Source organism: Pseudomonas sp. GW821-FHT09C10 (assembly GCF_059418085.1).
Genome location: NZ_JBWKPE010000009.1, coordinates 24,428 through 48,856, shown reverse-complemented (window position 1 = coordinate 48,856; position 24,429 = coordinate 24,428). Strand labels below are relative to the sequence as shown.

General features: G+C 62.0%; 18 protein-coding genes. 11 read left to right on the top strand and 7 right to left on the bottom strand.

Annotation, left to right across the window (positions count from 1 at the left end; genetic code table 11):
- Nucleotides 1-148 precede the first annotated feature (148 nt).
- Nucleotides 149-1,786: an AMP-binding protein gene (locus AC07OT_RS17950; protein ID WP_495108648.1), complete on the top strand. Its 1,638-nt coding sequence runs from the start codon at nucleotides 149-151 to the stop codon at nucleotides 1,784-1,786.
- Nucleotides 1,787-2,328: 542 nt separating this feature from the next.
- Here AC07OT_RS17950 and AC07OT_RS17945 read toward each other — a convergent pair.
- The 3 genes from AC07OT_RS17945 to AC07OT_RS17935 form a co-directional block, all read right to left on the bottom strand.
- Complete coding sequence (locus AC07OT_RS17945; protein ID WP_495108647.1) at nucleotides 2,329-3,228, bottom strand: hydroxymethylglutaryl-CoA lyase; 900 nt, start codon at nucleotides 3,226-3,228, stop codon at nucleotides 2,329-2,331.
- 16 nt (nucleotides 3,229-3,244) lie between these two features.
- Nucleotides 3,245-3,637: a MerR family transcriptional regulator gene (locus tag AC07OT_RS17940; protein WP_027606274.1), complete on the bottom strand. Its 393-nt coding sequence runs from the start codon at nucleotides 3,635-3,637 to the stop codon at nucleotides 3,245-3,247.
- Nucleotides 3,638-3,752: 115 nt separating this feature from the next.
- Nucleotides 3,753-4,688, bottom strand: a complete 936-nt coding sequence (locus tag AC07OT_RS17935; RefSeq protein ID WP_027606275.1) for a LysR family transcriptional regulator — start codon at nucleotides 4,686-4,688, stop codon at nucleotides 3,753-3,755.
- A gap of 166 nt (nucleotides 4,689-4,854) precedes the next feature.
- On the opposite strand from AC07OT_RS17935, the gene AC07OT_RS17930 reads away from it, so the two are divergent.
- A complete protein-coding gene (locus AC07OT_RS17930; RefSeq protein ID WP_032860248.1) occupies nucleotides 4,855-6,084 on the top strand; it encodes an acyl-CoA dehydrogenase in 1,230 nt (409 codons plus the stop codon).
- Nucleotides 6,085-6,205: 121 nt separating this feature from the next.
- Here the strand turns inward: AC07OT_RS17930 and AC07OT_RS17925 are convergent, their stop codons facing one another.
- Nucleotides 6,206-7,540, bottom strand: coding sequence for a substrate-binding domain-containing protein (locus tag AC07OT_RS17925; RefSeq protein WP_495108646.1), 1,335 nt, complete (start codon nucleotides 7,538-7,540; stop codon nucleotides 6,206-6,208).
- A gap of 149 nt (nucleotides 7,541-7,689) precedes the next feature.
- Nucleotides 7,690-8,502, bottom strand: coding sequence for an exodeoxyribonuclease III (xthA, locus tag AC07OT_RS17920; RefSeq protein WP_027606278.1), 813 nt, complete (start codon nucleotides 8,500-8,502; stop codon nucleotides 7,690-7,692).
- Between the two features lie 168 nt (nucleotides 8,503-8,670).
- Between xthA and AC07OT_RS17915 the strand changes: the two genes are divergently transcribed.
- From AC07OT_RS17915 to AC07OT_RS17885, 7 genes are all read left to right on the top strand, one after another.
- Nucleotides 8,671-9,315, top strand: coding sequence for a GNAT family N-acetyltransferase (locus AC07OT_RS17915; RefSeq protein WP_027606279.1), 645 nt, complete (start codon nucleotides 8,671-8,673; stop codon nucleotides 9,313-9,315).
- A gap of 64 nt (nucleotides 9,316-9,379) precedes the next feature.
- The gene (locus AC07OT_RS17910; RefSeq protein ID WP_495108645.1) at nucleotides 9,380-11,107 is read left to right on the top strand and encodes an autotransporter assembly complex protein TamA; all 1,728 of its coding nucleotides are present in this window, start codon (nucleotides 9,380-9,382) and stop codon (nucleotides 11,105-11,107) included.
- Nucleotides 11,107-14,778 carry a translocation/assembly module TamB domain-containing protein gene (locus AC07OT_RS17905; protein ID WP_495108644.1) on the top strand — a complete coding sequence of 1,224 codons (3,672 nt, stop codon included), beginning with the start codon at nucleotides 11,107-11,109 and terminating at the stop codon, nucleotides 14,776-14,778. Before AC07OT_RS17910 ends, AC07OT_RS17905 begins: the two co-directional genes overlap by 1 nt.
- A gap of 205 nt (nucleotides 14,779-14,983) precedes the next feature.
- A complete protein-coding gene (locus AC07OT_RS17900; RefSeq protein ID WP_141155402.1) occupies nucleotides 14,984-15,457 on the top strand; it encodes a MarR family winged helix-turn-helix transcriptional regulator in 474 nt (157 codons plus the stop codon).
- Entirely contained in the window at nucleotides 15,454-16,905 is a 1,452-nt protein-coding gene (locus tag AC07OT_RS17895; protein ID WP_027606283.1) for an efflux transporter outer membrane subunit, read from the top strand. The genes AC07OT_RS17900 and AC07OT_RS17895 overlap by 4 nt, the downstream gene beginning before the upstream one ends.
- Before the next feature lie 15 nt (nucleotides 16,906-16,920).
- On the top strand, nucleotides 16,921-18,120 hold the full coding sequence (locus tag AC07OT_RS17890) for an HlyD family secretion protein (protein WP_495108643.1): 1,200 nt from the start codon (nucleotides 16,921-16,923) through the stop codon (nucleotides 18,118-18,120).
- On the top strand, nucleotides 18,120-19,649 hold the full coding sequence (locus AC07OT_RS17885; RefSeq protein ID WP_092357648.1) for a DHA2 family efflux MFS transporter permease subunit: 1,530 nt from the start codon (nucleotides 18,120-18,122) through the stop codon (nucleotides 19,647-19,649). The genes AC07OT_RS17890 and AC07OT_RS17885 overlap by 1 nt, the downstream gene beginning before the upstream one ends.
- Nucleotides 19,650-19,742: 93 nt before the next feature.
- Here the strand turns inward: AC07OT_RS17885 and lpxH are convergent, their stop codons facing one another.
- Complete coding sequence (gene lpxH, locus AC07OT_RS17880) at nucleotides 19,743-20,492, bottom strand: UDP-2,3-diacylglucosamine diphosphatase (protein ID WP_027606286.1); 750 nt, start codon at nucleotides 20,490-20,492, stop codon at nucleotides 19,743-19,745.
- Nucleotides 20,489-20,992, bottom strand: a complete 504-nt coding sequence (locus AC07OT_RS17875; RefSeq protein ID WP_027606287.1) for a peptidylprolyl isomerase — start codon at nucleotides 20,990-20,992, stop codon at nucleotides 20,489-20,491. Before AC07OT_RS17875 ends, lpxH begins: the two co-directional genes overlap by 4 nt.
- Before the next feature lie 249 nt (nucleotides 20,993-21,241).
- Between AC07OT_RS17875 and AC07OT_RS17870 the strand changes: the two genes are divergently transcribed.
- Nucleotides 21,242-22,942: a glutamine--tRNA ligase/YqeY domain fusion protein gene (locus AC07OT_RS17870; protein WP_495108642.1), complete on the top strand. Its 1,701-nt coding sequence runs from the start codon at nucleotides 21,242-21,244 to the stop codon at nucleotides 22,940-22,942.
- A gap of 19 nt (nucleotides 22,943-22,961) precedes the next feature.
- Nucleotides 22,962-24,350, top strand: a complete 1,389-nt coding sequence (cysS, locus tag AC07OT_RS17865) for a cysteine--tRNA ligase (RefSeq protein ID WP_495108641.1) — start codon at nucleotides 22,962-22,964, stop codon at nucleotides 24,348-24,350.
- Nucleotides 24,351-24,429 lie beyond the last annotated feature (79 nt).

The window sequence follows — 24,429 nt, the reverse complement described above, 5'->3', positions numbered from 1 at the left end:
CAGGCACCTTAATGTAAGCGTTGTTGTTGTGTGGAGGGCGCGTCAGGGAAAGGGCGCTCACCTTTACGTTAACGTAAGCTTGCGTTACGGCGCTGTCAATCGTAGTTTACGTTTACGTCAACCTACAAAAAAGACAACAGGGGTCGTTATGGATCAACCGCATCCGAGCTACAGCCGTGGCTCCCAGGACAAGAGCCTGCTGGCCATGACCATTGGCCAGGCCTTCGATCACACCGTGGCGCAATACCCCGATGGCGAAGCCCTTGTGGTGCGCCATCAGCAGCGTCGCTACACCTGGCGGCAACTGGCCGAGACCGTCGAGGTGCACGCCCGCGCGTTCCTGGCCTTGGGTATGCAGACCGGCGACCGCCTGGGTATCTGGGCGCCCAATTGCGCCGAATGGTGCATCAGCCAGATCGCCAGCGCCAAGATTGGCGTGATCCTGGTCAATATCAACCCGGCGTACCGCAGCAGTGAACTGGACTACGTGCTCAAGCAGTCCGGCTGCGAATGGCTGGTGTGCGCCGGCGCGTTCAAGACCTCCGACTACCACGCGATGTTGCAGGCATTGCAGCCTGAGCTGCGCGGCATGATCAGCCTCGACCCCAGCCCGCCCCCGGGCTTCCTGCCCTGGTCGGAACTGGCGACCCTCGGTGCGGGCCTGCCGCCCGAGCAGTTGCACAGCCGCCAGGCCAGCTTGCACTTCGATCAAGCCGTCAATATCCAGTACACCTCCGGCACCACCGGGTTCCCCAAGGGCGCCACCCTCAGTCATCACAACATCCTCAATAACGGCTATATGGTCGGCGAAAGCCTGGGCCTCACCGCGCAGGACCGCCTGGTGATCCCGGTGCCGCTGTACCACTGCTTCGGCATGGTGATGGGCAACCTGGGCTGCATTACCCATGGCACCACCATGATCTACCCGAATGACGGCTTCGATCCGCTGCTGACCCTCACCGCCGTCGCCGAAGAACGTGCCACCGGCCTGTACGGCGTGCCCACCATGTTTATTGCCCTGCTCGATCACCCGCGCCGGGGCGAGTTCGAGTTGTCCACCCTGCGCACCGGCATCATGGCCGGCGCCACGTGCCCCATTGAGGTGATGCGCCGGGTCATCGGCGAATTACACATGGGCGAGGTGCAGATTGCCTACGGCATGACCGAGACCAGCCCCGTATCCCTGCAAACCGGCGCGGATGACGATCTGGAGCGCCGCGTGACCACCGTCGGCCGCACCCAGCCGCAACTGGAAAGCAAGATCATCGATGAAGCCGGTAACACGCTGCCCCGTGGCCAGGTCGGCGAACTGTGCACCCGTGGCTACAGCGTGATGCTCGGCTACTGGAACAACCCCGACGGCACCCGCGACGCCATCGACGCTGCGGGCTGGATGCACACCGGCGACCTGGCCACCATGGATGCCCACGGCTATGTGTGCATCGCCGGGCGCAACAAGGACATGATCATTCGCGGTGGCGAAAACGTGTACCCGCGCGAGGTGGAAGAGTTTTTCTTCACCCACCCGGCGGTGGCCGATGTGCAGGTCATCGGCATTCCGGACGAGCGCTACGGCGAGGAGATCGTGGCCTGGGTCAAGCTGCATCCCGGTCATGTGGCCAGCGAACTGGAACTGCAGGCCTGGTGCAAGGGCCGCATCGCGCACTTCAAGACGCCCCGGTACTTCAAGTTCGTGGAGGAGTTTCCGATGACGGTGACGGGCAAGATCCAGAAATTCCGCATGCGCGAGATCTCGATCGAAGAGCTGGGGGCAGGGCAGGGTTAAAGGCCAGAAAGCACAAAGGGGACCCGAAGGTCCCCTTTAATTTGTCGTTGCGTGCTCTTTTTTTATTATTGAGGGGCGGTCTATTGTTGTTTTTGGCAACCGTTACCCTTTACCGCTGTTTTTGGCGACCCCCATCCGGGGTCAAGAGCAAACGTATTTTTTTGAGCGCTGATCTGCTTCTTCGTTAACGATCCAACCAGTGGGTAGCTACCTGAGGTAGTTTTATTTTTCTCTAACCGGTTGCGGGTTTCGGCATGCCGTACCCTGCGAAGCACATCTTCTCCAAAAAAATCTGTTAGCTGCGTCTCTGCCGTGTTGTTTTTGTTATGTCAGAGTCGTTTCGTCTTATTTTTATTAGGTTTGGCGCTTTTTATTCTTGTTATGCCATAGAGATAGCAGAAGGCGTGCCAACTTTTAAAATCTCTTTAAAATCAATTGGTTAGTTTTTTAGTAGGGCTTGGCCTACAGAAAATACGACAAAATATGTTCCCGTGTTACTCGATGTGTAGCCGTGCGGTAACACATTGTCACGGCTACGCTACTCAACCGGCAGTTCGTGCCTTGGCTACGCGCGAGCCCGTGGGGCGGCCGAGGACTTGGCTGATGTGCAGGCCCGCGCGAATCAATGCGTCCAAGTCGATGCCGGTGTCGATCCCGAGGCCATTGAGCAGGTACAGCACATCTTCGGTGGCGACGTTACCGCTTGCGCCCTTGGCATAGGGGCAGCCGCCGAGGCCTGCAATAGAGCTGTCGAATACCGTAATGCCTTCCAGCAGGCCGGCATAGATATTGGCGATGGCCTGGCCATAGGTGTCATGGAAGTGGCCCGCCAGTTTGTCCCGTGGCACCTGCGCGCCGACCACCTCGAACAGCCGCCGCGTGGTGCCCGCCGTGCCGGTGCCGATGGTGTCGCCCAGGGACACCTCGTAGCAGCCCATGGCATACAACTCCCGCGCGACCGCCGCCACCTGTTCCGGTGCAATCTCACCTTCGTAAGGGCAACCCAGCACACAGGACACATAGCCGCGCACGCTGATGCCGTGCTGCCTCGCCGCCGCCATGATCGGCGCAAAACGCTCCAGGCTTTCGCTGATGGAACAGTTGATATTGCGCTGGGAAAACGCCTCGGAGGCTGCGGCAAACACCGCCACTTCCTTCACGCCCGCCGCCAGCGCGTCCTCGAAACCACGCAGGTTTGGCGCCAGCGCACCGTAGGTTACGCCGGGCTTGCGCTGGATCTGCGCGAACACGTCGGCGGAACCGGCCATTTGCGGCACCCACTTGGGCGAGACAAAACTGCCGACTTCGATATAGCTCAGGCCCGCCGCGCTGAGGGCATCCACCAATTGGACCTTGTCGGCCACGCTGATGGGCTGGGCTTCGTTCTGCAAGCCGTCGCGCGGGCCAACTTCCACCAGGCGCACATGGGAGGGGAGGGACATGGCAGCTACCTTCTGATCAATGGCCAACCTGGCCCATGGTTTGCGCCAGGGCCTGGGTGCAACGCTCTTCGGCGGTGTCCAGCTCCAGCTTCATTTGTTCGATATCCAGCAGTTGCTGTTCCAACTGCTCACGGCGCTCGGCGATCTTGGCCAGCATGCTGTTGAGTTGGATCTGGTTGCCGCCGGTGGGGTCGTAGAGTTCGATCAGCTCACGGCACTCGGCCAGGGAAAAACCGATGCGTTTGCCCCGCAGGATCAGCTTGAGGCTGACCTTGTCCCGCGCCGAATAAATGCGCTCCTGGCCCCGGCGTTCCGGGGCCAGCAGGCCTTGTTCTTCATAGAAACGAATGGCGCGGGTGGTGATGTCGAGCTCGCGGGCGAGGTCGGAGATGCTGTAGGTCGTGCTCATGGGGGCGCTCAAGAAGGTCTTGGCGCTAAGCTAAAGGCAGGTTGACGTAAACGTCAAGGGCCGCTGCGCAGCCCATTGGGGGCAAGCCCCCAGCCACAGGGGGCGTTCTTCAGCCTCAGGCCTGTTGCTTATCCAGCTTCTTCTCATGGGCGGTGACTTGCTGGCACAACTCGATCATCTGCTCGCGCATCCAGCGGTTGGCCGGGTCCTGGTCGGTGCTTTCGTGCCAGTACAGGTGGGTTTCCACCGGTGGCACGTCATTGACCGGCAGGTTGAACCAATGCAGTTCATGGCGGCGGGCGAAACGTTCGGGCACGGTCATGACCATGTCGGTCTGCTGCAACACTTGCGAGGCCATCAGGTAATGCTGGGAGCGCAGGGCGATCTTGCGCTGGATGCCCATCTTGCCCAGGGCCAGGTCGACATGGCCCAAACCGTTGCGGCGGCTGGAGATATGGATATGGGTCAGCGACAGGTAGTCATCCAGGGTGAACTTGTCCTTGCCCGCCATGGGATGGCCCTTGCGCATGGCGCACACGTAGCGGTCTTCCATCAGCTTGACGTGGCGTACCTGCGGGTCGGTATTGAGCGGCGCATCCACGGCAAAATCCAGGCGCCCGGCCGCCAGTTCCTTGGTGGTCTCGCGGCGTTTGGACAGGAAACTCTCGATCACCACGGTGGGCGCCAGGCGGCGCAGGCGTTGGAACAGCAGCGGCAGAATCACCGCTTCGGTGAGGTCGGTCATGCTGATGCGGTAGGTCTTGGCCGCCTGCTGCGGGTTGAAGATGCGGCTTTCCTGCACCGACACCCGCAGCAACGACAGCGCATTGCGCACCGGGCCGATGATGTTCTGCGCCATCGGCGTGGGCACCATACCTTGGGCGGTGCGCACGAACAGCGGGTCGTTGAACGTCTCGCGCAGGCGCGCCAGGGCGTTGGACACCGCCGGCTGGGTGATGCCGACAATCTGCCCGGCGCGGGTCAGGTTGGCTTCGGTGTAGATCGCGTCGAAGACGATAAAGAGGTTGAGGTCGACCTTGCTCAGATTCATTGGGTTGCGCTCTTATTATTAGGTGGCGATTTGTTACGTGCTCATATGTCGATCATATATCGGTGATGAATGTTAATACACGCCGAGAATAGGCTAGGTAAATTATCAACGCTGTTCTAGCATCGATTGCATGACCTAAACAACCTCTCAAAGAAGGGAGCTGCTCATGGATTTCGCCTATTCGCCCAAGGTTCAGGAACTGCGTGAACGTGTTACAGCGTTCATGGACGCTTACGTTTACCCGGCCGAACCGGTGTTCGAACGCCAGGTCAGCGAAGGCGACCGCTGGCAGCCCACCGCCATCATGGAAGAGCTGAAAGCCCGGGCGAAAGCCGAAGGCCTGTGGAACCTGTTCCTGCCCGAGTCCGAACTGGGCGCCGGCCTGACCAACCTTGAATACGCCCCCCTGGCCGAAATCATGGGCCGCTCGCTGCTGGGTCCGGAACCGTTCAACTGCTCCGCCCCCGACACCGGCAACATGGAAGTGCTGGTGCGCTACGCCAACGAAGAGCAGAAACAACGCTGGCTCGAACCGCTGCTGCGCGGTGAGATCCGTTCGGCCTTCGCCATGACCGAGCCCGATGTCGCCTCCTCGGACGCCACCAACATGGCCGCCCGAGCCGAGCGCCAGGGCGACGAGTGGGTGATCAACGGCAAGAAATGGTGGACCTCCGGCGCCTGCGACCCGCGCTGCAAGATCCTGATCTTCATGGGCCTGAGCAACCCGGATGCACCGCGCCACCAGCAGCACTCGATGATCCTGGTGCCGGTGGACGCCCCTGGGGTAAAAATCGTACGCCCGCTGCCGGTGTTCGGCTACGACGACGCGCCCCACGGCCACGCCGAAGTGCTGTTCGACAATGTCCGCGTGCCGTACGAAAACGTACTGCTGGGTGAAGGCCGAGGCTTCGAGATTGCCCAAGGCCGCCTCGGCCCGGGCCGTATCCACCACTGCATGCGCTCCATCGGCATGGCCGAGCGCGCGCTGGAACTGATGTGCAAACGCTCCGTCAGCCGCACCGCGTTCGGCAAGCCTTTGGCACGCCTGGGCGGCAATATCGACAAGATCGCCGACTCACGGATGGAAATCGACATGGCGCGCCTGCTGACCTTGAAAGCGGCGTACATGATGGACACCGTGGGCAATAAAGTGGCGAAAAGTGAAATCGCCCAGATCAAGGTGGTGGCGCCGAACGTGGCGTTGAAGGTGATCGACCGTGCGATCCAGATCCACGGCGGCGCCGGCGTCTCCAACGACTTCCCGCTGGCCTACATGTACGCCATGCAACGCACCCTGCGCCTGGCCGACGGCCCGGACGAAGTGCACCGCGCGGCCATCGGCAAGTTCGAGATCGGCAAGTATGTGCCTAAAGAGTTGATGCGCAGCGGGCAGTAACACCGCGTCGCCTGCATCGGGGGCAAGCCCCCTCCCACATTATTGATTTGGGAATACATTCAAAGTGTGGGAGGGGGCTTGCCCCCGATGAGGCCATTCCGAACACCGCCAGGCTAAGGCCTCAGTACACCCAAACCTCCACCCGCCGATTCTTGATCCGCCCCTCATCCGCCGTATTCGCCGCCACCGGCATCTGTGCGCCAAAGCCGCGAATATCGCGCAATACCACGCCATTCTTGACCAACTCCCGGCGCACCGCCATCGCCCGCAGTTTGGACAGTAGCGCGGCCCGTTGCGGGTCATTCTTGGCATCGCCGAATCCCACCAGCGTTACCTGCTTGTCGAGTTGGTTGTGGCGCTTTATATAAGCCACGACGCGCTGCACGTCCTGGCGCGCCTTGTTGTCCAGGCTGGCGCTGCCTTCCTCGAAGCGAAAATTCACGCTCAAACGCTGGGCGTCGCGGGCAATCGCCTGGTAGTCGTCGGGCATCGAAGGGCGCGGCTCCACCGTCATCGCCTGCACCTGCTGCGCAATAAACCCATTGGCCGCCACAATCGCCTGGCCTTTGCTGCTCTGGGCAAAATCCACCAGCGCCTTGGCCCACGGGTTGCCGGAGGAGGGCGGCAGGTAGAAGAACAGCCGGCGTGACAGCGGGTAATCCTCGGTGGCAATCAGGCTGTTCAACGGCAACATCGGTTGCGAGTCGCCATCGACAATCGCCACCGCCTTGGCCTGGCGCACGTAAGGCAAGCCGATAAAACCGATGCCCTGGGGATCCCGGCTCACCGCATCGGACAACGCTTCGCTGGACTCGAAGCGCTTGGCGGACGCGGCCAGGGGCTTGCCGCGCAGGCGCAGCACCAGGTCCTTGAAGGTGTCATAGGTGCCGGATTGATCATCCCGCGCATACAGGTGAATGGTGCCGCCGATACCGCCCAATGCTTCCCAGGTGTTGATTTCGCCGTTGAAAATCTGCGCCAGTTGCTCGGTGTTCAACGTATTCAGCGGGTTGCGCGGGTTGAGGATAATGGCCAGGCCGTCGATGGCGATCACCTGTTCGGCCTCGGGGCTTTTCAGGTCGCCGAGCGGTTCGAGGTCCACCAGTTCGCTGTCTTTTATCGGCCGGGACGAGGCGGCCAGGTCGGCGCTGGCGTTTTTCAGCGCGGCAAACCCCGTGCTGGAACCATGGGCCGCCACCTCGACGGTCACCGTCTTGCCCTGGCGCGTCTTGCCGATCACGCGCTGTTCATTGGCGCCCTCGGCCGGTTCGCTGTGCACCACCTGCAGGCCCTGATGCTCCATCAACCCCTTGACCAACGCCGGCCCCAGCGCCGCGCCAATGGTGTTGGAACCCTGGATGCGCAAAGCCGGGCCTTGATCGGGAACGGGCAGGGGCGCAGCCACGACGCAGAGGGACAACGCGCTACACAACAGGAACAGAACGCGCAGCATCATGCCGGCACCTTCTCAAGCCAAAGGGAGTGCGGCGAGATTAAGTCAGTTGGATTTCAATAATGTGACTGACAGTCAGCTTATCTGTTGCTGATACACCGCGATCGGGGGCAAGCCCCCTCCCACATTTGGCCCGAGTACAGTCAGGGGTATCAGCTCAGTTCAAGCCAGATCGGCGCATGGTCAGACGGTTTCTCCAAGCCCCGCAGGTCGTAATCCACCCCGGCATCCTTGACCCGTGGCAACAAGCCATTGGAGGCCATGATCACGTCAATGCGCAGCCCACGCTTGGGCTCATCCTCGAACCCACGGCTGCGGTAGTCGAACCAACTGAAACGGTCGGCCACCTCGGGGTTGAGGTGGCGGAAACTGTCCACCAGGCCCCAGTTTTTCAGGCGCGCCATCCACTCGCGCTCTTCGGGCAGGAAGCTGCACTTGCCGGTTTTCAGCCAGCGCTTGGCGTTGTCGGCGCCGATGCCGATGTCGCAGTCCTCCGGGGAAATGTTCACATCGCCCATCACCACCAGGGCCTGGTCGTTGCTGAACTGGCTTTCCAGCAGGTGCTGCAAGTCTGCGTAGAAACGCTGCTTGGCCGGGAACTTCGTCGGATGGTCGCGGCTTTCACCTTGTGGGAAATAGCCGTTCATGATGGTCACCGGCTGGCCGTTTTCATCGGCGAAGGTGCCCCAGATAAAGCGGCGCTGGGCGTCTTCTTCATCGCTGGCAAAGCCCTTGTGCACGCTCAATGCTTCTTTGCGCGAGAGCAGCGCCACACCGTAGTGGCCTTTTTGGCCGTGGTAGTACACGTGATAGCCCAGGGCCTGCACTTCGGCCAGGGGGAACTGGTCGTCGTGGACCTTGGTTTCCTGCAGGCCGATGACGTCGGGTTGGTGTTTTTCAATCAGTGCCGCCAGCTGATGAGGGCGGGCGCGCAGCCCGTTGATATTGAAGGAGACGATTTTCATGGTCGGCGGTCCAGTCTGGCAAAAGGGCGATGCTAGCGGACAAGTCGGACGGGGGCCAGCGTGGCGGTAGGACAGATGCACTGCTAATGTCTGGGAACGACTGGTGCTGCGTAGGTTCGTACCCATAAGAACGCCATCTATTGAGTGGCGCCCAGGGAGATTGACTGTATGACTGACACTGCCATTGGCGAAGTTCGCCTGCTCAACAGCGGCTACTCCCGCGAAGCACGCTCGCTGCTGTACCAGGCCTATCGGCATGAGCCGACGTTTGCCTACATCTTTGAAGCTGAACGCGCAGGCTATGAACAACGGGTACGTGCCACGGTGCGCGAACTGGTCAAGCAGCATTTCTTCCAGAAACTTCCCGCCATCGGCCTGTTCGTCAACGACCGCCTGATCGGTATCGCGCTGATCGCGCCACCGCAGCGGCGCCTGGGGATTACCGAAAGCTGGGCCTGGCAATTGCGCATGTGGCTGAGCACCGGCGTGCGCGGCACCCGGCGCTACCTGGACTACCACTATGCGGTGATGGCCTGCCTGCCCAACGAATCGGTGCATGTGTTGCCGCTGCTGGGCATTCATCCGCAATTCCAGGGCAAGCACTACGGTGAACAGCTGCTGGAGGCGGTACACAATTGGTGCGCGGAAGACCCGCACTCGTCCGGTGTGGTGTTGGACACGGGGAATTCGCGCTATCTGGAGTTCTACAAACGCCAGGGCTATGAGGAGATCGGCGAAGTGGCGGTAGGACCGATTCTGGAGCACGTATTTTTCCACCCCAATCCGCAGGTGTTACATGCTGCAACGGCTTAGCGCAGAATTTTTCAGAATCCTCTGAGTTCTAAGTTTCTCCCCAGCTCGTGTAGCATCCGCGCCTATGAAGTTTCCAGGAAGATTTACCAGCGGCTTGGTTCTGCTGTTCACAAGCTGCGGCGCATTCGCGCAAAGCGAATTGGACGTGCGGATCAAGCCAAAAAACGACGCGTTGAAAGCCAACATCGAAGGCTATATCGGCGGGGTGGGCGAGCGTGACGAAGACGCCTTGCTGCGGTTCAGCCGTGGGGCCGAAGAGCAGGCGCGCAAAGCCGCCCAGGCTTTAGGTTTCTATCAGCCCCGGATCGAAAGTGATGTGAAGGGCGGCAAGAACCCGCGCCTGATCCTCACCATCGATCCCGGCGAACCGGTGCATCTGCGCAACGTGACCATTCGGGTCGACGGCCCGGCCGCGGACCTCAAGGCCTTTCGCGTGCCCGCCAGCGACGACCTCAAATCCGGCGCCGTGCTCAACCACGGCCACTACGAAGACGCCAAGCGTCTGATCCAGAACCAGGCCTCGCGCTACGGCTTTTTCAGCGGGCGCTTCACTCACCAGAAACTCTCGGTAGACCCCCAGGCCGGTGTCGCCGATATCGAACTCATCTATGACAGCGGCCCGCGCTACACCTTGGGCAAGGTCAGCTTTGCCGGCGATACGCCGTTTGACGAAGAGCTGCTGCAACGCATGGTGCCGTTTAAAAGTGGCGCCCCCTACGATTCCGAACTGATCGCCGAACTCAACCAGAACCTGCAAGCCAGCGGCTTTTTCGAAGGCGTGCGCGTCGACGCCGCACCCGCGGCTTCGGCCAACGACGTGATCCCGGTGGCTGTCAACCTGGAGACCCGCAAGCCACGCACCATGGGCCTGGGCCTGGGTTTCTCCACCGACGTCGGCCCGCGCGGCAAGGCTAACTGGACGCGCCACTGGGTCAATCCCCAGGGCCACAGCTATGGCTGGGAAGCTGAACTGTCGGCGCCTCGGCAGAACGTCGGGTTGTGGTACGACATCCCGCTGGACCCGCCGCTCACCGACAAACTGCGTTTCGCCGGCGGTTACCAGAATGAAGAAATCGCCAACACCGACACCTTGAGTAAATTGCTCACCCTCGGGCCAGAATGGCACAGCAAGTTGCCCAGTGGCTGGACCCGGGTGATCTCGCTCAAATACCAGCGCGAAGAATATCGCCTGGGCAATGACTCGGGCCTCAGTAACCTGGTGATGCCGGGTGTGAGTTATTCCTACCTGCGCAGTGATAACCGCATCGACCCCCACAACGGCTACCGCCTGCAATTCGACAGCAAGGTGGCCAAGGAAGGGTTGGGCTCCGACACCAACCTGCTGTACGGCACGGCCATGGCCAAGGGCCTGACCACCCTGTGGGACAACCACCGCTTCCTGGCGCGGGCCCAGGTCGGCGGCAGTGCCACCAACGGCTACAAGTCGGTGCCACCATCGCTGCGGTTCTTCGCCGGTGGCGACCAGAGCGTGCGCGGCTACGAGTACCAGACCCTGTCGCCGGAGAATGACCGGGGTGACCGTATCGGCGGCCGCTACATGGTGGCCCTGAGCGCCGAGTATCAATATTCCATCGCCGAAAAATGGCGGATTGCGACCTTTATCGACCAGGGCAACTCGTTCAACTCCCTGGAGTTGCCCAGCTTGAAGACCGGTGTGGGTGTCGGCATCCGCTGGGTCTCGCCGGTCGGCCCGATCCGCCTGGACCTGGCCCATGCCCTGGAAGACCCGGGCGGCGTTCGATTGCACTTTTCCATGGGGCCTGAGCTGTGATGCGTGGTGTGAAAATAGCGGGGCTGGCCGTGCTGGCCATCCTTGCCGTGTTGTTGCTGGCCCTGTGGGCGGTCCTCGGCACCCAGGCGGGCAGTCGCTGGGCGCTGGGGCGTGTACCGGGTTTGAGCGTAGAGAATTTCCACGGCCGTCTGGGCGGCCAGTGGCGCGCCGATCATCTGTTGTGGGCGCAGGACGGCAGTCGCGTCGAACTCGATGCGCCGACGTTTGACTGGTCGCCGGCGTGCTTGTTGCGCATGACCCTGTGCATCAATCGCCTGGATGTGGAGCAAGTCCGCCTGGACGTTGCGCCGAGCACCGAAGAAAGCAGCGAGCCGATTCAATTGCCCGACCTGAAGCTGCCCGTTTCCATTCAGTTGGGCGACGTTCGTGTCGGCAGCCTGCTGCTTAACGGCAGCGAACAACTCAAGGGCCTGCAACTGGCCGCGCACTGGACCGCCGCCGGCATGCAGATTGACGCGGTGCACCTGCAACGGGACGGCCTGGTGCTGGACCTGAACGGCCTGTTGCAACCCAGCGGCGACTGGCCGCTGACCGCCAGCGGCAACCTGAGCCTGCCCTACGCCCCCGGCGGCGCGCCGTGGACGGTGGCGCTCAAGGTCGAGGGCGACCTGCTCAAGACCCTCAGGCTCGACGCCGACAGCAGCGGCTACCTGCCGGCCACGCTCAAGGGCGAACTGCAACCCCTGGCGGACAACCTCCCGGCCCAGGTGCATATCACCGCCGATGGCTTCAAACCCAGCGCCGATCTGCCCGACACCCTGCAACTCAATCAACTGGACCTCACCGCCAAGGGCGACCTGGGCAGCGGCTACCAACTGCTGGGCAAGGCTGTGCTGCCGGCGGAAAAAGGCCCGGTGGACCTGCTGCTGCAAGGCAAGGTCGACGCCAAGGGCGCGCAGATCGCCGGCCTGGACCTGAATGCCGGCGACAAACAAAGCCTCAAGCTCACGGCGCAGTTGGACTGGCAACAAGGCTTCAGCGCCGAGGCCAAGATCGACTGGCTGGACTTTCCCTGGCATCGCCTCTACCCGCTGATCGACGAGCCACAGGTGGTGTTGCGCACCTTCAACGGTGAGGTTTCCTACAAAGACGGCAACTACCTCGGCAACCTCAAGGCCGACCTGGACGGCCCGGCGGGCAAATTCAATCTGGTCACGCCGTTCAGTGGCGACCTCACGCAAATCTTCCTGCCTGAGCTGAAGCTGACCGCCGGCCAAGGCAAGGCCGAAGGGCATTTGAACCTGCAATTTGCCGATGGTATTGCGTGGGATACCGCGTTGGACCTGTCGGCGCTGAACCCGGCGTACTGGGTGGCGGAATTGCCGGGCACGCTGGCTGGCCCCTTGCGCAGCCAAGGTGAATTCAAAAACGAGCAGCTCAAGCTCAACGCCGACCTCGACCTCAAGGGCCGCCTGCGTGGGCAAACCGCGGTGCTGGCGGCCAAGGCCGAGGGCGCGGGCGAGCAATGGACCCTGGCCAATCTGGATGTCCGCCTGGGCGACAACCGCATCAACGGCAGCGGCAGCCTGCAGCAACGCCTGGCCGGGCAGATCGATATCAAGCTGGCGCGCCTGGCCCAGCTGTGGCCGCAATTGCGTGGGCAGGTCAATGGCCGACTCGACGTGGCCGGCAGCCTCAAGGCGCCCCAAGGCCAACTCGACCTCAAGGGCCAGCAACTGGCGTTCGCCGATAATCGCCTGCAAAGCCTGAGCCTGGGTGCGACCCTGGACAGTGCCCAGCGCGGGAAAATCGACCTCAAGGGCAGCGGGATTCAAAGCGGTGACACCCAGGTGGGCACGCTCACCGCCAGCGCCCAGGGCGATATCAGGAACCAGAAGGTCCAACTCGACCTGGCCGGCCCCTTGGTCAAGCTGGCTCTGGCCTTGGACGGCAGCCTCGACAAAGGCAATTGGCGCGGTCGCCTGGCCAGTGGCGATGTGCAGGCGGGTGGCCAGGACTGGAAGCTGCAGGCGCCGGCAAAAATCGAGCGCATGGCCGACGGCAAGCTGACTTTTGCGGCTCACTGCTGGGTCTCCGGTGCGGCCAGCCTGTGCGGTGAAGACCAGCGCCTGATGCCCGAACCCAAATTGCGCTACCACCTCAAGCAATTCCCCATCGACAGCCTGGCGGCGTTTCTGCCCAAGGACTTCGCCTGGCAGGGCAAGCTCAACGCCGACGTCCAACTGGACCTTCCCGACAGCGGCCCCAAAGGCGTGGTCGCGGTGGATGCCAGTGGCGGCACCCTGCGGGTCAAGGACAAGGACCAGTGGCTGGATTTCCCCTACGACACCCTCACGCTGGAAACCACCCTCAACCCCAAGCGTATCGACACCCAGTTGAACTTCCGAGGCGGCAAGCTCGGCGAGTTGCTGTTGCAGGCGCAGATCAACCCATTGCCGAAAAACAAGCCGATCAGCGGCAATTTCAGCCTCACCGGGCTGGATCTCGCCGTGGCGCGGCCGTTTGTGCCGATGGTCGAGAAACTCAGCGGCAAGCTCAACGGCAGCGGTCGGATCGCCGGTGGCCTGCTGGCGCCGCAGGTCAACGGCAACGTCAACCTGGTGGGCGGTGAAGTCTCCGGGCCGGAATTGCCCATCAGCCTTGAAGGCTTGAACGTGCAGGCGCTGATTGCCGGTGAAAGCGTGCAATTGAATGGCGCATGGCGCAGTGGCAAGGCCGGGCAGGGCAGCCTCAAGGGCCAGGTCGACTGGGGCCAGGCCCTGGTGGTGGACCTCAGCCTGCAAGGCTCGCAACTGCCGGTCACGGTGGAGCCCTATGCGGTGCTGGAAGTGGCCCCGGACCTGAAGATCAGCCTGAAGAACGACAAACTGGCGATTGCCGGCAAGGTGCGAATCCCCCGTGGGGACATCACCGTGCGTGAGCTGCCGCCTTCGACGGTCAAGGTCTCGGATGACACCGTGATCGTCGGCAGCCAGACCGAAGAGGGCACGCCACCGATGGCCATGGCCATGGATATCGACGTGGCGGTGGGCGAAGACCAGCTCAACTTCTCGGGCTTCGGCCTCACCGCCAAGGTGCAGGGCCATGTGCACATCGGCGACAACATGGACACCCGTGGCGAGTTGTGGCTCAACGACGGTCGCTACCGCGCCTATGGCCAGCGCCTGGATGTGCGCCGCGCACGCCTGCTGTTCGCCGGGCCGCTTGACCAGCCGTACCTGGATATCGAAGCGATCCGCAAGACCGACGATGTAGTCGCCGGTATCCGCCTCAGCGGCAGCGCCGAGCAGCCCACCACGCAGATCTTCTCGGAACCGGCCATGAGCCAGGAACAGGCGCTGTCCTACCTGGTGCTGGGCCGTCCGCTGAGCTCCACCGGCGAAGACAACAACATGCTCGCCCAGGCCGCCCTCGGCCTTGGCCTGATGGGCAGCGCCGGGGTCACCTCGGATCTTGCCAACAAACTGGGGATTCGCGACTTCGACCTCGACACCCAGGGCAGCGGCAATAATACGGCCGTGGTGGCCAGCGGCAAGATCACCGAGAAACTCAGCCTGCGTTACGGGGTAGGGGTGTTCGAACCGGCCAGCACCATTGCCTTGCGCTACCTGCTGAGCAAGAAGGTGTACCTGGAAGTGGCGAGTGGCGTGGCCAGTTCCCTCGACATCTTCTATAAGCGCGATTTCTAGATCCTTTCGCGGTACAAAATGTGGGAGGGGGCTTGCCCCCGATAGCAGTCGTTCAGTCAACACATCAGTGACTGACCCAACGCTATCGGGGGCAAGCCCCCTCCCACATTAGCAAGCAAGCTAATTATTCCATTTGACTTTCTCTGCCTAGGCAGTAACATCTCGTCATACATTCACTGCCTAGGCAGTAATAAGGTGACTTCCGATGCCCCACTTCACCCCTGAAAACTTCCACAACTGCCACCTCGGGCTGTTGCTGGGCCGTGCGGCGCTCCTCAAGGACCGCATCATCGACACCCACATGGAACCCCACGGCATCACGGCCGCGCAGTTCAAGGTGCTGATCATCATGGCCCAGTTCGGCGTCGACACCCCGGCCGAACTGTGCCGCAACCTGTCCCTGGACAGCGGTTCGATGACCCGCATGCTCGACCGCCTCGAGCAGAAAGGCCTGCTGGACCGCAAACGCTCCGAGCAGGACCGCCGCCAGGTGCAGTTGGTGCTGACTACCGACGGCCAGCGCCTGGCAGACATGCTGCCGCATATAGGCGCCCAGGCGTTGAACCAGTTGGCGGGCGTGCTTGAACCCGGCGAGCTGGAAACCCTGGAACGGATCCTCAAGAAAATTCTGATAGCTGCCGGTGATCCCATCACCCTGCAGCGGGTAGGTAAAGCATGAACACACGTGCCCTTTGTCTGGTGCTCGTGGCCATGAGCATGGCCGGTTGCGCCAACTACAGCGGCCTCGACACCCAGGGCCGGCGCCTCGACGCCAACACCTTGCAGACTGGTAAATCCCTGAGCGGGGTGACCCTGTCGAGTGCCGCCTGGCCCAGCGCCGACTGGTGGAAAAACCTCGGCGACCCGCAGCTCGACGGCCTGATCCAGGAAGCCCTGCAAAACAGCCCCGACATGCAAGTCGCCAGCGCCCGTGCCCATCAGGCCGAAGCCGCCGCCTATGCCGCGAATGCCGCACGCATGCCGACCCTGGATGCCAGCGCGGGCGTGAGCCGTTCACGCCTGGCCAAGGACCAGGACCCGCGCGGCGAGGGCGATGCCTACTCGACCGTGCGTAATATCGGCGCCAGCTTCAATTACAACTTCGACCTCTGGGGTGGCCAGCGCGCCGCCTGGGAAGCCGCGCTGGGCCAGGCCCGTGCCGCCGAAGTCGACCAACAGGCCGCGCGCCTGACCCTCGCTGCCGATGTGGCCAAGGCCTACAGCGACCTGGGCCAGGCGCACATCGTGCGCGACCTGGCCGGCGATGACCTCAAGCGCACCCGGCAAATGCTCGACCTGAGCAAGCGCCGCCTGGCTGCGGGCATCGACAGCCAGTACCAGTACCAGCAGACCGAAAGCCTGGAAGCCAGCTCCCAGTCGCAATTGATCGATGCCGACAAACAACTGCAGAGCGCCAAAATCGCACTCGCCGTATTGCTCGGCAAAGGCCCCGACCGAGGCGGCGAACTGGCCCGTCCGAATGTGCTCAAGCCCGCCGCTGTCGCCGTGCCTTCGGTGTTGCCCGCCGAGCTGCTGGGCCGCCGCCCGGACCTGATCGCCGCGCGCTGGCGAGTCGAGGCCGCGAGCAAGGACATCGCCGCCAGCAAGACGCGCTTCTACCCCAACCTCAACCTCAGCGCGAGCGCCGGGGCCGAGTCGTTGCTGGGGGATGCGATGTTCGGCTCGGCCAGCCGCTTCTTCAACATTGCGCCGACGATCTCGTTGCCGATCTTCGATGGCGGCCGGCTGCGCGCCGACCTCGATGCGCGCGATGCCGACTACGATCTGGCCGTGGCCCAGTACAACAAGACCCTGGTGCAAGCCTTGGGCGATATCGGCAACACCCTTTCGCAACTGCGCGAAACCGGTCGACAGATCCAGGCCCAGCAACACGCCACGGACATTGCCCAGCAGTCCTACGACACCGTGGTCCAGCGCTACGGCTCAGGGGTCGGTAACTACCTGGACGTGCTCAGCATCGAGCAGCAATTGCTGCAGGCCCAGCGTCAGCTGGCGACCCTGAATGCCGGGCAAATCGATCTGTCGATTCAATTGATGCAGGCCCTGGGTGGCGGATACAGCGCCGACAACGTGGCGTCGACCACCCCAGCCACCCGCACGGAATAATTTGAGGTATTTGTCATGGCCACTGCCGAAAACACCAACGCTACAGAACAACCCAAAGACAACAACCCAGGCAAACGCAAGGTCATGCTGATCGGCCTCGCGCTGATCGTCATCCTCGGCGTCGTGGGCGTATGGGGCTGGTATGAATTCTACGGGCGCTTCAACGAGAGCACCGATGACGCCTATGTGAACGGCAACGTGGTGGAAATCACCCCGCTGGTCACCGGCACCGTGGTCAGCATCGGCGCCGACGATGGCGACCTGGTCCACGAAGGCCAGGTGCTGATCAACTTCGACCCCAACGACGCCGCTGTCGGCCTGCAAAGTGCCCAGGCCAACCTGGCCCGCACCGTGCGCCAGGTGCGGGGCTTGTACAGCAACGTCGATGGCATGAAAGCCCAGGTCAACGCACAGAAAGCCGATGTGCAAACCGCCCAGGACAACTTCAACCGTCGCAAGACCCTGGCCCAGGGCGGCGCGATTTCCCAGGAAGAACTGTCCCACGCCCGTGACAGCCTGACCGCCGCCAAGAACGCCCTGACCAACCTTGAGCAGCAACTCAAGACCAGCAATGCGCTGGTGGATGACACCGTGATCTCGTCCCACCCGGACGTGCAGGCCGCCGCCGCGCAACTGCGCCAGGCCTACCTGGCCAATGCGCGCAGCACCTTGATCGCGCCGGTCACCGGCTACGTGGCCAAGCGCACCGTGCAACTGGGCCAGCGCGTGCAACCGGGTACGGCGTTGATGGCGGTGATCCCGCTGAACCAGTTGTGGATCGACGCCAACTTCAAGGAAACCCAATTGCGCGACATGCGCATTGGCCAGCCGGTGGACATCGAGTCGGATATCTACGGCAGCGACGTGAAATTCAGCGGCACCGTGGACAGCCTTGGCGCCGGCACCGGCAGTGCGTTTGCCCTGCTGCCGGCGCAGAACGCCACCGGTAACTGGATCAAGATCGTGCAACGGGTGCCGGTACGCATCCACATCAATGCCGAAGAATTGGCCAAGCACCCGCTGCGGGTCGGCCTGAGCACCGTCGTCAATGTCGACCTGCATGACCAGAGCGGCCCGGTGCTGGCGCAACAGGCGCCGCAGAAGGCGACCTTCACCACCAACGTGTACGACCGCCAATTGGCCGAGGCTGACGCCATGATCACCGAGTTGATCCATGCCAACAGCATCGCCGCGCCCAAGGCTGTGCAACGCTGATGAGCAATAACGCCTCCTTCACGCCGCCCAGCCTGTTGATGGCCACCATTGGCCTGTCGCTGGCGACCTTTATGCAGGTGCTCGACACCACCATCGCCAACGTGGCCTTGCCGACCATTTCCGGCAACCTCGGCGTGAGTTCGGAGCAGGGCACCTGGGTGATCACCTCGTTTGCGGTGAGCAACGCCATCGCCCTGCCGCTGACCGGTTGGTTGAGCCGGCGGTTTGGCGAAGTGAAGCTGTTCCTGTGGGCCACCATGCTGTTTGTGCTGGCCTCGTTCCTCTGTGGTATTTCCACTTCGATGCCCGAATTGATCGGCTTCCGGGTGCTGCAAGGCCTGGTGGCCGGGCCGTTGTACCCGATGACCCAGACCCTGCTGATCGCGGTCTACCCGCCGGCGAGGCGTGGCATGGCCCTGGCGTTGCTGGCGATGGTCACGGTGGTGGCGCCGATTGCGGGGCCGATCCTCGGTGGCTGGATCACTGACAGCTACAGCTGGCCGTGGATCTTCTTTATCAACGTCCCCATCGGCATCTTTGCGGTGATGGTGGTGCGTGCGCAATTGAAGAAGCGCCCGGTGACCACCAGCTACCAGCCGATGGATTACGTCGGGCTGTTGAGCCTGATCGTGGGCGTCGGCGCGCTGCAGATCATCCTCGACAAGGGCAACGACCTGGACTGGTTCGAATCCAACTTCATCATTGTGGGCGCGGCGATTTCGGTGATTGCCCTGGCGGTGTTCATCATCTGGGAAATGACCGACAAGCACCCGGTGGTCAACCTGCGGCTGTTTGCCTACCGTAACTTTCGCATCGGCACGATTGTGTTGATCCTCGGCTACGCGGGCTTCTTCGGCATCAACCTGATCCTGCCGCAGTGGCTGCAAACCCAGATGGGCTACACCGCCACCTGGGCCGGCCTGGCGGTGGCGCCGATCGGCATCCTGCCGGTGCTGATGTCACCGTTCGTGGGCAAGTACGCGCACAAGTTCGACCTGCGCCTGCTGGCGGGCCTGGCGTTCCTGGCGATCGGCCTGAGCTGCTTTATGCGCGCGGGCTTCACCAATGAGGTGGACTTCACCCACATCGCCCTGGTGCAGTTGTTCATGGGCATTGGCGTGGCGCTGTTCTTCATGCCGACCTTGAGCATCCTGATGTCCGACCTGCCACCGCACCAGATCGCCGACGGCGCCGGTCTTGCGACCTTTCTGCGGACCCTGGGCGGCAGCTTCGCGGCCTCGCTGACCACCTGGATCTGGATCCGCCGGGCGGACCAGCACCATGCGTACATGAGCGAGAACATGACCACCTATGACTCGGCCACCCGCGACGCGCTGCAGGCGCTCGGTGGGGCAGGGCACAAGGCCTACGCGCAACTGGACCAGATCCTCACCAGCCAGGCGTACATGATGTCCACCGTGGATTACTTCACGTTGCTGGGGTGGATGTTCATGGGGTTGATGCTGCTGGTGTGGCTGGCGAAGCCGCCGTTTACCGCAAAAGCGGGGCCGGCTGCTTCGGGGCACTGATTGGCAAAGACTGAAATGCAATCAAGTGTGGGAGGGGACAAGCCTCCTCCCACATTTGATCTCTGTTTACATTGGATCAGTGGTGTTTGAGGATCAGGCGCCAGGCAACGCCAGCTGCGGATTGACGAAGTCGAACGCCGCCAACTGAAAGCCTTGCTCATCCGCCTGCAACGCCCAGCCCTGCTTGTCCCAATCCCCCAGCACAATGCGCTTGGCCGCCTGGTCGCCAATCTGCAGCTTATGGATCGCCGGGCGGTGCGTATGGCCGTGGACCAGGGTGCGCACGCCGAACTGCTGCATCACCCGCGGTACTTCCTCGGGCGTGACATCGACAATGTCATTGGCCTTCATACGCGTTTGCGCGCGGCTTTCACTGCGCAGCTTGCGCGCCAGCCGGTGGCGGGTGCGCAACGGCAGGTGACGCAGGATAAACAGCACGATGGGATTACGCAGGATGCGCCGCAGCTTCATGTAGCCAAGGTCGCGGGTGCAGAGGCTGTCGCCGTGCATCAACAGCACGGGTTCGCCTGCGAGTTGCACGACACTCGGGTCCTTGAGCAAGGTGGCGCCTGCCGCTTTGCAGAACGCCTTGCCGAGCAGGAAGTCGCGGTTGCCATGCATGATAAAAATCGGGGTACCGCTGTCGCTCAGCTCGCGCAGAGCCTCGCAGATCGAACGCTGGAAGGGCGTCATCCCATCGTCGCCAATCCAGGCTTCAAAGAAGTCCCCCAGAATGTACAACGCCTGGGCGCCACGGGCGCGGTTGTGAAGCAGATCCAGAAACGCCCGGGTAATGTCCGGGCGCTCCTCTTCCAGATGCAAATCTGAAATCAGTAATATCACTCAACGATCTCGGCTTTCTCGACGATCACGTCTTCGACCGGTACGTCCTGGTGACCGGCCTTGGAGGTGGTCGACACGCCTTTGATCTTGTCGACAACGTCCTGGCCTTCGGTGACTTTACCGAACACGGCGTAGCCCCAGCCCTGTACGTTCTTGCCGCTGTGGTTCAGGAAGGTATTGTCGGCCACGTTGATGAAGAACTGCGCGGAGGCCGAATGCGGCTCCATGGTACGGGCCATGGCGACGGTGTACTTGTCGTTGGAAAGGCCGTTGTCCGCTTCGTTCTGGATGCTTGGGCGCTTGTCTTTCTTTTCTTTCATGCCAGGCTCGAAACCGCCGCCCTGGACCATGAAGTTACCGATGACACGGTGGAAAACCGTGTTTTCGTAGTGGCCGGCCTTAACGTACTCGATGAAGTTGGCGACGGTGATCGGCGCTTTCTCGGCGTTCAGCTCGATGACGATGTCACCGTGGTTGGTGGTCAGTTTGACTTGAGTCATGTTCACTACTCTTTTCAGGGAATTCGTGGGTTTGGACGCCTGGGGCGCCTTACCTGTCTGGCTAAACGGCGGCCAAGGCGCGCAGTTTAGCGTGCCCGGCAAGAATTTCGAGGTGGTTTTTTACCGCCCGGTTAATTAAAGCAGCAGTTTTTGGTCGTGACCTGTCAGTGTCTTGACAGCATCAGCTATGATATCGCCTTTGTTTTATCTGGCCCCAACCGGCCACGAACCTGTCTGTTCAAGGATCCTATGAGCAAGCCCACTGTCGACCCTACCTCGAATTCCAAGGCCGGACCTGCCGTCCCGGTCAATTTCCTGCGCCCGATCATCCAGGCGGACCTGGATTCGGGCAAGCACACGCAGATCGTCACCCGCTTCCCGCCAGAGCCCAACGGCTACCTGCACATCGGTCACGCCAAGTCGATCTGTGTGAACTTCGGCCTGGCCCAGGAGTTCGGTGGCGTCACGCACCTGCGTTTCGACGACACCAACCCGGCCAAGGAAGACCAGGAATACATCGACGCCATCGAAAGCGACATCAAGTGGCTGGGCTTCGAATGGTCCGGTGAAGTGCGCTATGCCTCCAAATACTTCGACCAGTTGTTCGACTGGGCCGTCGAGCTGATCAAGGCCGGCAAGGCCTACGTCGACGACCTGACCCCGGAGCAGGCCAAGGAATACCGTGGCACCCTGACCGAACCGGGCAAGAACAGCCCGTTCCGCGACCGTTCGGTAGAAGAGAACCTTGACTGGTTCGCCCGCATGCGCGCCGGTGAGTTCCCGGACGGCGCCCGCGTGCTGCGCGCCAAGATCGACATGGCCTCGCCGAACATGAACCTGCGCGACCCGATCATGTACCGCATCCGCCACGCTCATCACCACCAGACCGGCGACAAGTGGTGCATCTACCCGAACTACGACTTCACCCACGGTCAGTCGGACGCCATCGAAGGCATCACCCACTCCATCTGCACCCTGGAGTTCGAGAGTCATCGCCCGCTGTACGAATGGTTCCTCGACAGCCTGCCGGTCCCGGCGCACCCGCGTCAGTACGAATTCAGCCGCCTGAACCTCAACTACACCATCACCAGCAAGCGCAAGCTCAAGCAACTGGTGGATGAAAAGCACGTCAATGGCTGGGACGACCCACGCATGTCGACCCTGTCGGGCTTCCGTCGTCGCGGCTACACCCCGGCGTCGATCCGCAACTTCTGCGAGATGGTCGGCACCAACCGCTCCGACGGTGTGGTCGACTATGGCATGCTCGAGTTCAGCATCCGCCAGGACCTCGACGCGAACGCGCCACGGGCTATGTGCGTGCTGCGTCCGTTGAAAGTCGTGATCACCAACTACCCGCAAGACAAGGTCGACCACCTCGAACTGCCGCGTCATCCGCAGAACGAAGCACTCGGCGTGCGCAAGCTGCCGTTCGCCCGTGAAATCTACATCGACCGCGATGACTTCATGGAAGAGCCGCCAAAAGGCTACAAGCGCCTGGAGCCGAACGGTGAAGTGCGCCTGCGCGGCAGCTACGTGATCCGCGCCGACGAAGCGATCAAGGACGCCGATGGCAACATCGTCGAACTGCATTGCTCCTACGACCCGGAAACCCTGGGCAAGAACCCGGAAGGCCGCAAGGTCAAGGGCGTGATCCACTGGGTGCCGGCCGCTGCCAGCATCGAGTGCGAAGTGCGCCTGTACGATCGCCTGTTCCGTTCGCCGAATCCTGAAAAGGCCGAAGACAGCGCCAGTTTCCTCGACAACATCAACCCTGACTCCCTGCAAGTGCTCACCGGTTGTCGTGCCGAACCCTCTTTGGGCGACGCACAGCCGGAAGACCGTTTCCAGTTCGAGCGCGAAGGCTACTTCTGCGCGGATATCAAGGACTCGAAACCTGGTCAGCCGGTATTCAACCGTACCGTGACCTTGCGTGATTCGTGGGGCCAGTGATTCTGTTTAAGGAACTGTCGTGCTAACGATCTACAACACACTCAGCAAGACCAAAGAAGTCTTCAAGCCGCTGGATGGCAACAAGGTGCGCATGTACGTGTGCGGCATGACCGTGTACGACTACTGCCACATCGGCCACGGCCGCAGCATGGTTGCCTTCGACCTGGTGACCCGCTGGTTGCGTTTCAGCGGCTATGACTTGACCTATGTGCGCAACATCACCGACATCGACGACAAGATCATCAACCGCGCCAATGAAAACGGCGAGTCGTTCGACGCGCTGACCGAGCGCATGATCGCCGCCATGCACGAGGACGAGGCCCGCCTCAACATCCTCAAGCCGGACATGGAACCGCGTGCCACGGACCACATCCCCGGCATGCACGCGATGATCCAGACCCTGATCGACAAGGGTTATGCCTACGCCCCAGGCAATGGCGACGTGTACTACCGCGTCGCCAAGTTCATGGGCTACGGCAAGCTGTCGCGCAAGAAAATCGAAGACCTGCGCATCGGCGCGCGCATCGAAGTCGACGAAGCCAAGCAGGATCCGCTCGACTTCGTGCTGTGGAAAGGCACCAAGCCCGGCGAGCCGAGCTGGGAATCGCCATGGGGCGCGGGGCGTCCGGGCTGGCACATCGAATGCTCGGTGATGTCCACCTGCTGCCTGGGCGAGACCTTCGACATTCATGGCGGCGGCAGCGACCTCGAGTTCCCGCACCACGAAAACGAAATCGCCCAAAGTGAAGCCGCCACCGGCAAGACCTACGCCAACGCCTGGATGCACTGCGGCATGATCCGCATCAATGGCGAGAAGATGTCCAAGTCCTTGAACAACTTCTTCACCATCCGCGACGTGCTGGAAAAGTACCACCCGGAAGTGGTGCGTTACCTGCTGGTGTCCAGCCACTACCGCAGCGCCATCAACTACTCGGAAGACAACCTCAAGGACGCCAAGGGCGCCCTGGAGCGGTTCTACCACGCGTTGAAAGGCCTGCCATCCGTGGCGCCGGCCGGCGGCGAAGCGTTCGTGGCACGCTTCACCGAAGTGATGAACGACGACTTCGGCACACCGGAAGCCTGCGCTGTGCTGTTCGAAATGGTGCGCGAGATCAACCGTTTGCGTGAGAGTGATCTGGACGCAGCGGCTGGTCTGGCGGCGCGCCTTAAAGAACTGGCCAGTGTGCTGGGCGTGCTGCAGATGGAGGCCGATGACTTCCTGCAGGCCGGCGCTGAAGGGCGTGTGGATGCGGCTGAGGTCGATGTGCTGATCCAGGCGCGTCTGGCGGCGCGTGCCAACAAGGACTGGGCGGAATCCGACCGTATCCGTGACCAACTGACCGCGATGGGTGTGGTGTTGGAAGACGGGAAAGGCGGGACGACGTGGCGGTTGGCTGATCAGGCCTGATTGGCAAACGCTGGATGAAAAACGCCCCGACTGGTTCGGGGCGTTTTTTTTACCTCGATTGCGGTGTGTCAGCCAACAT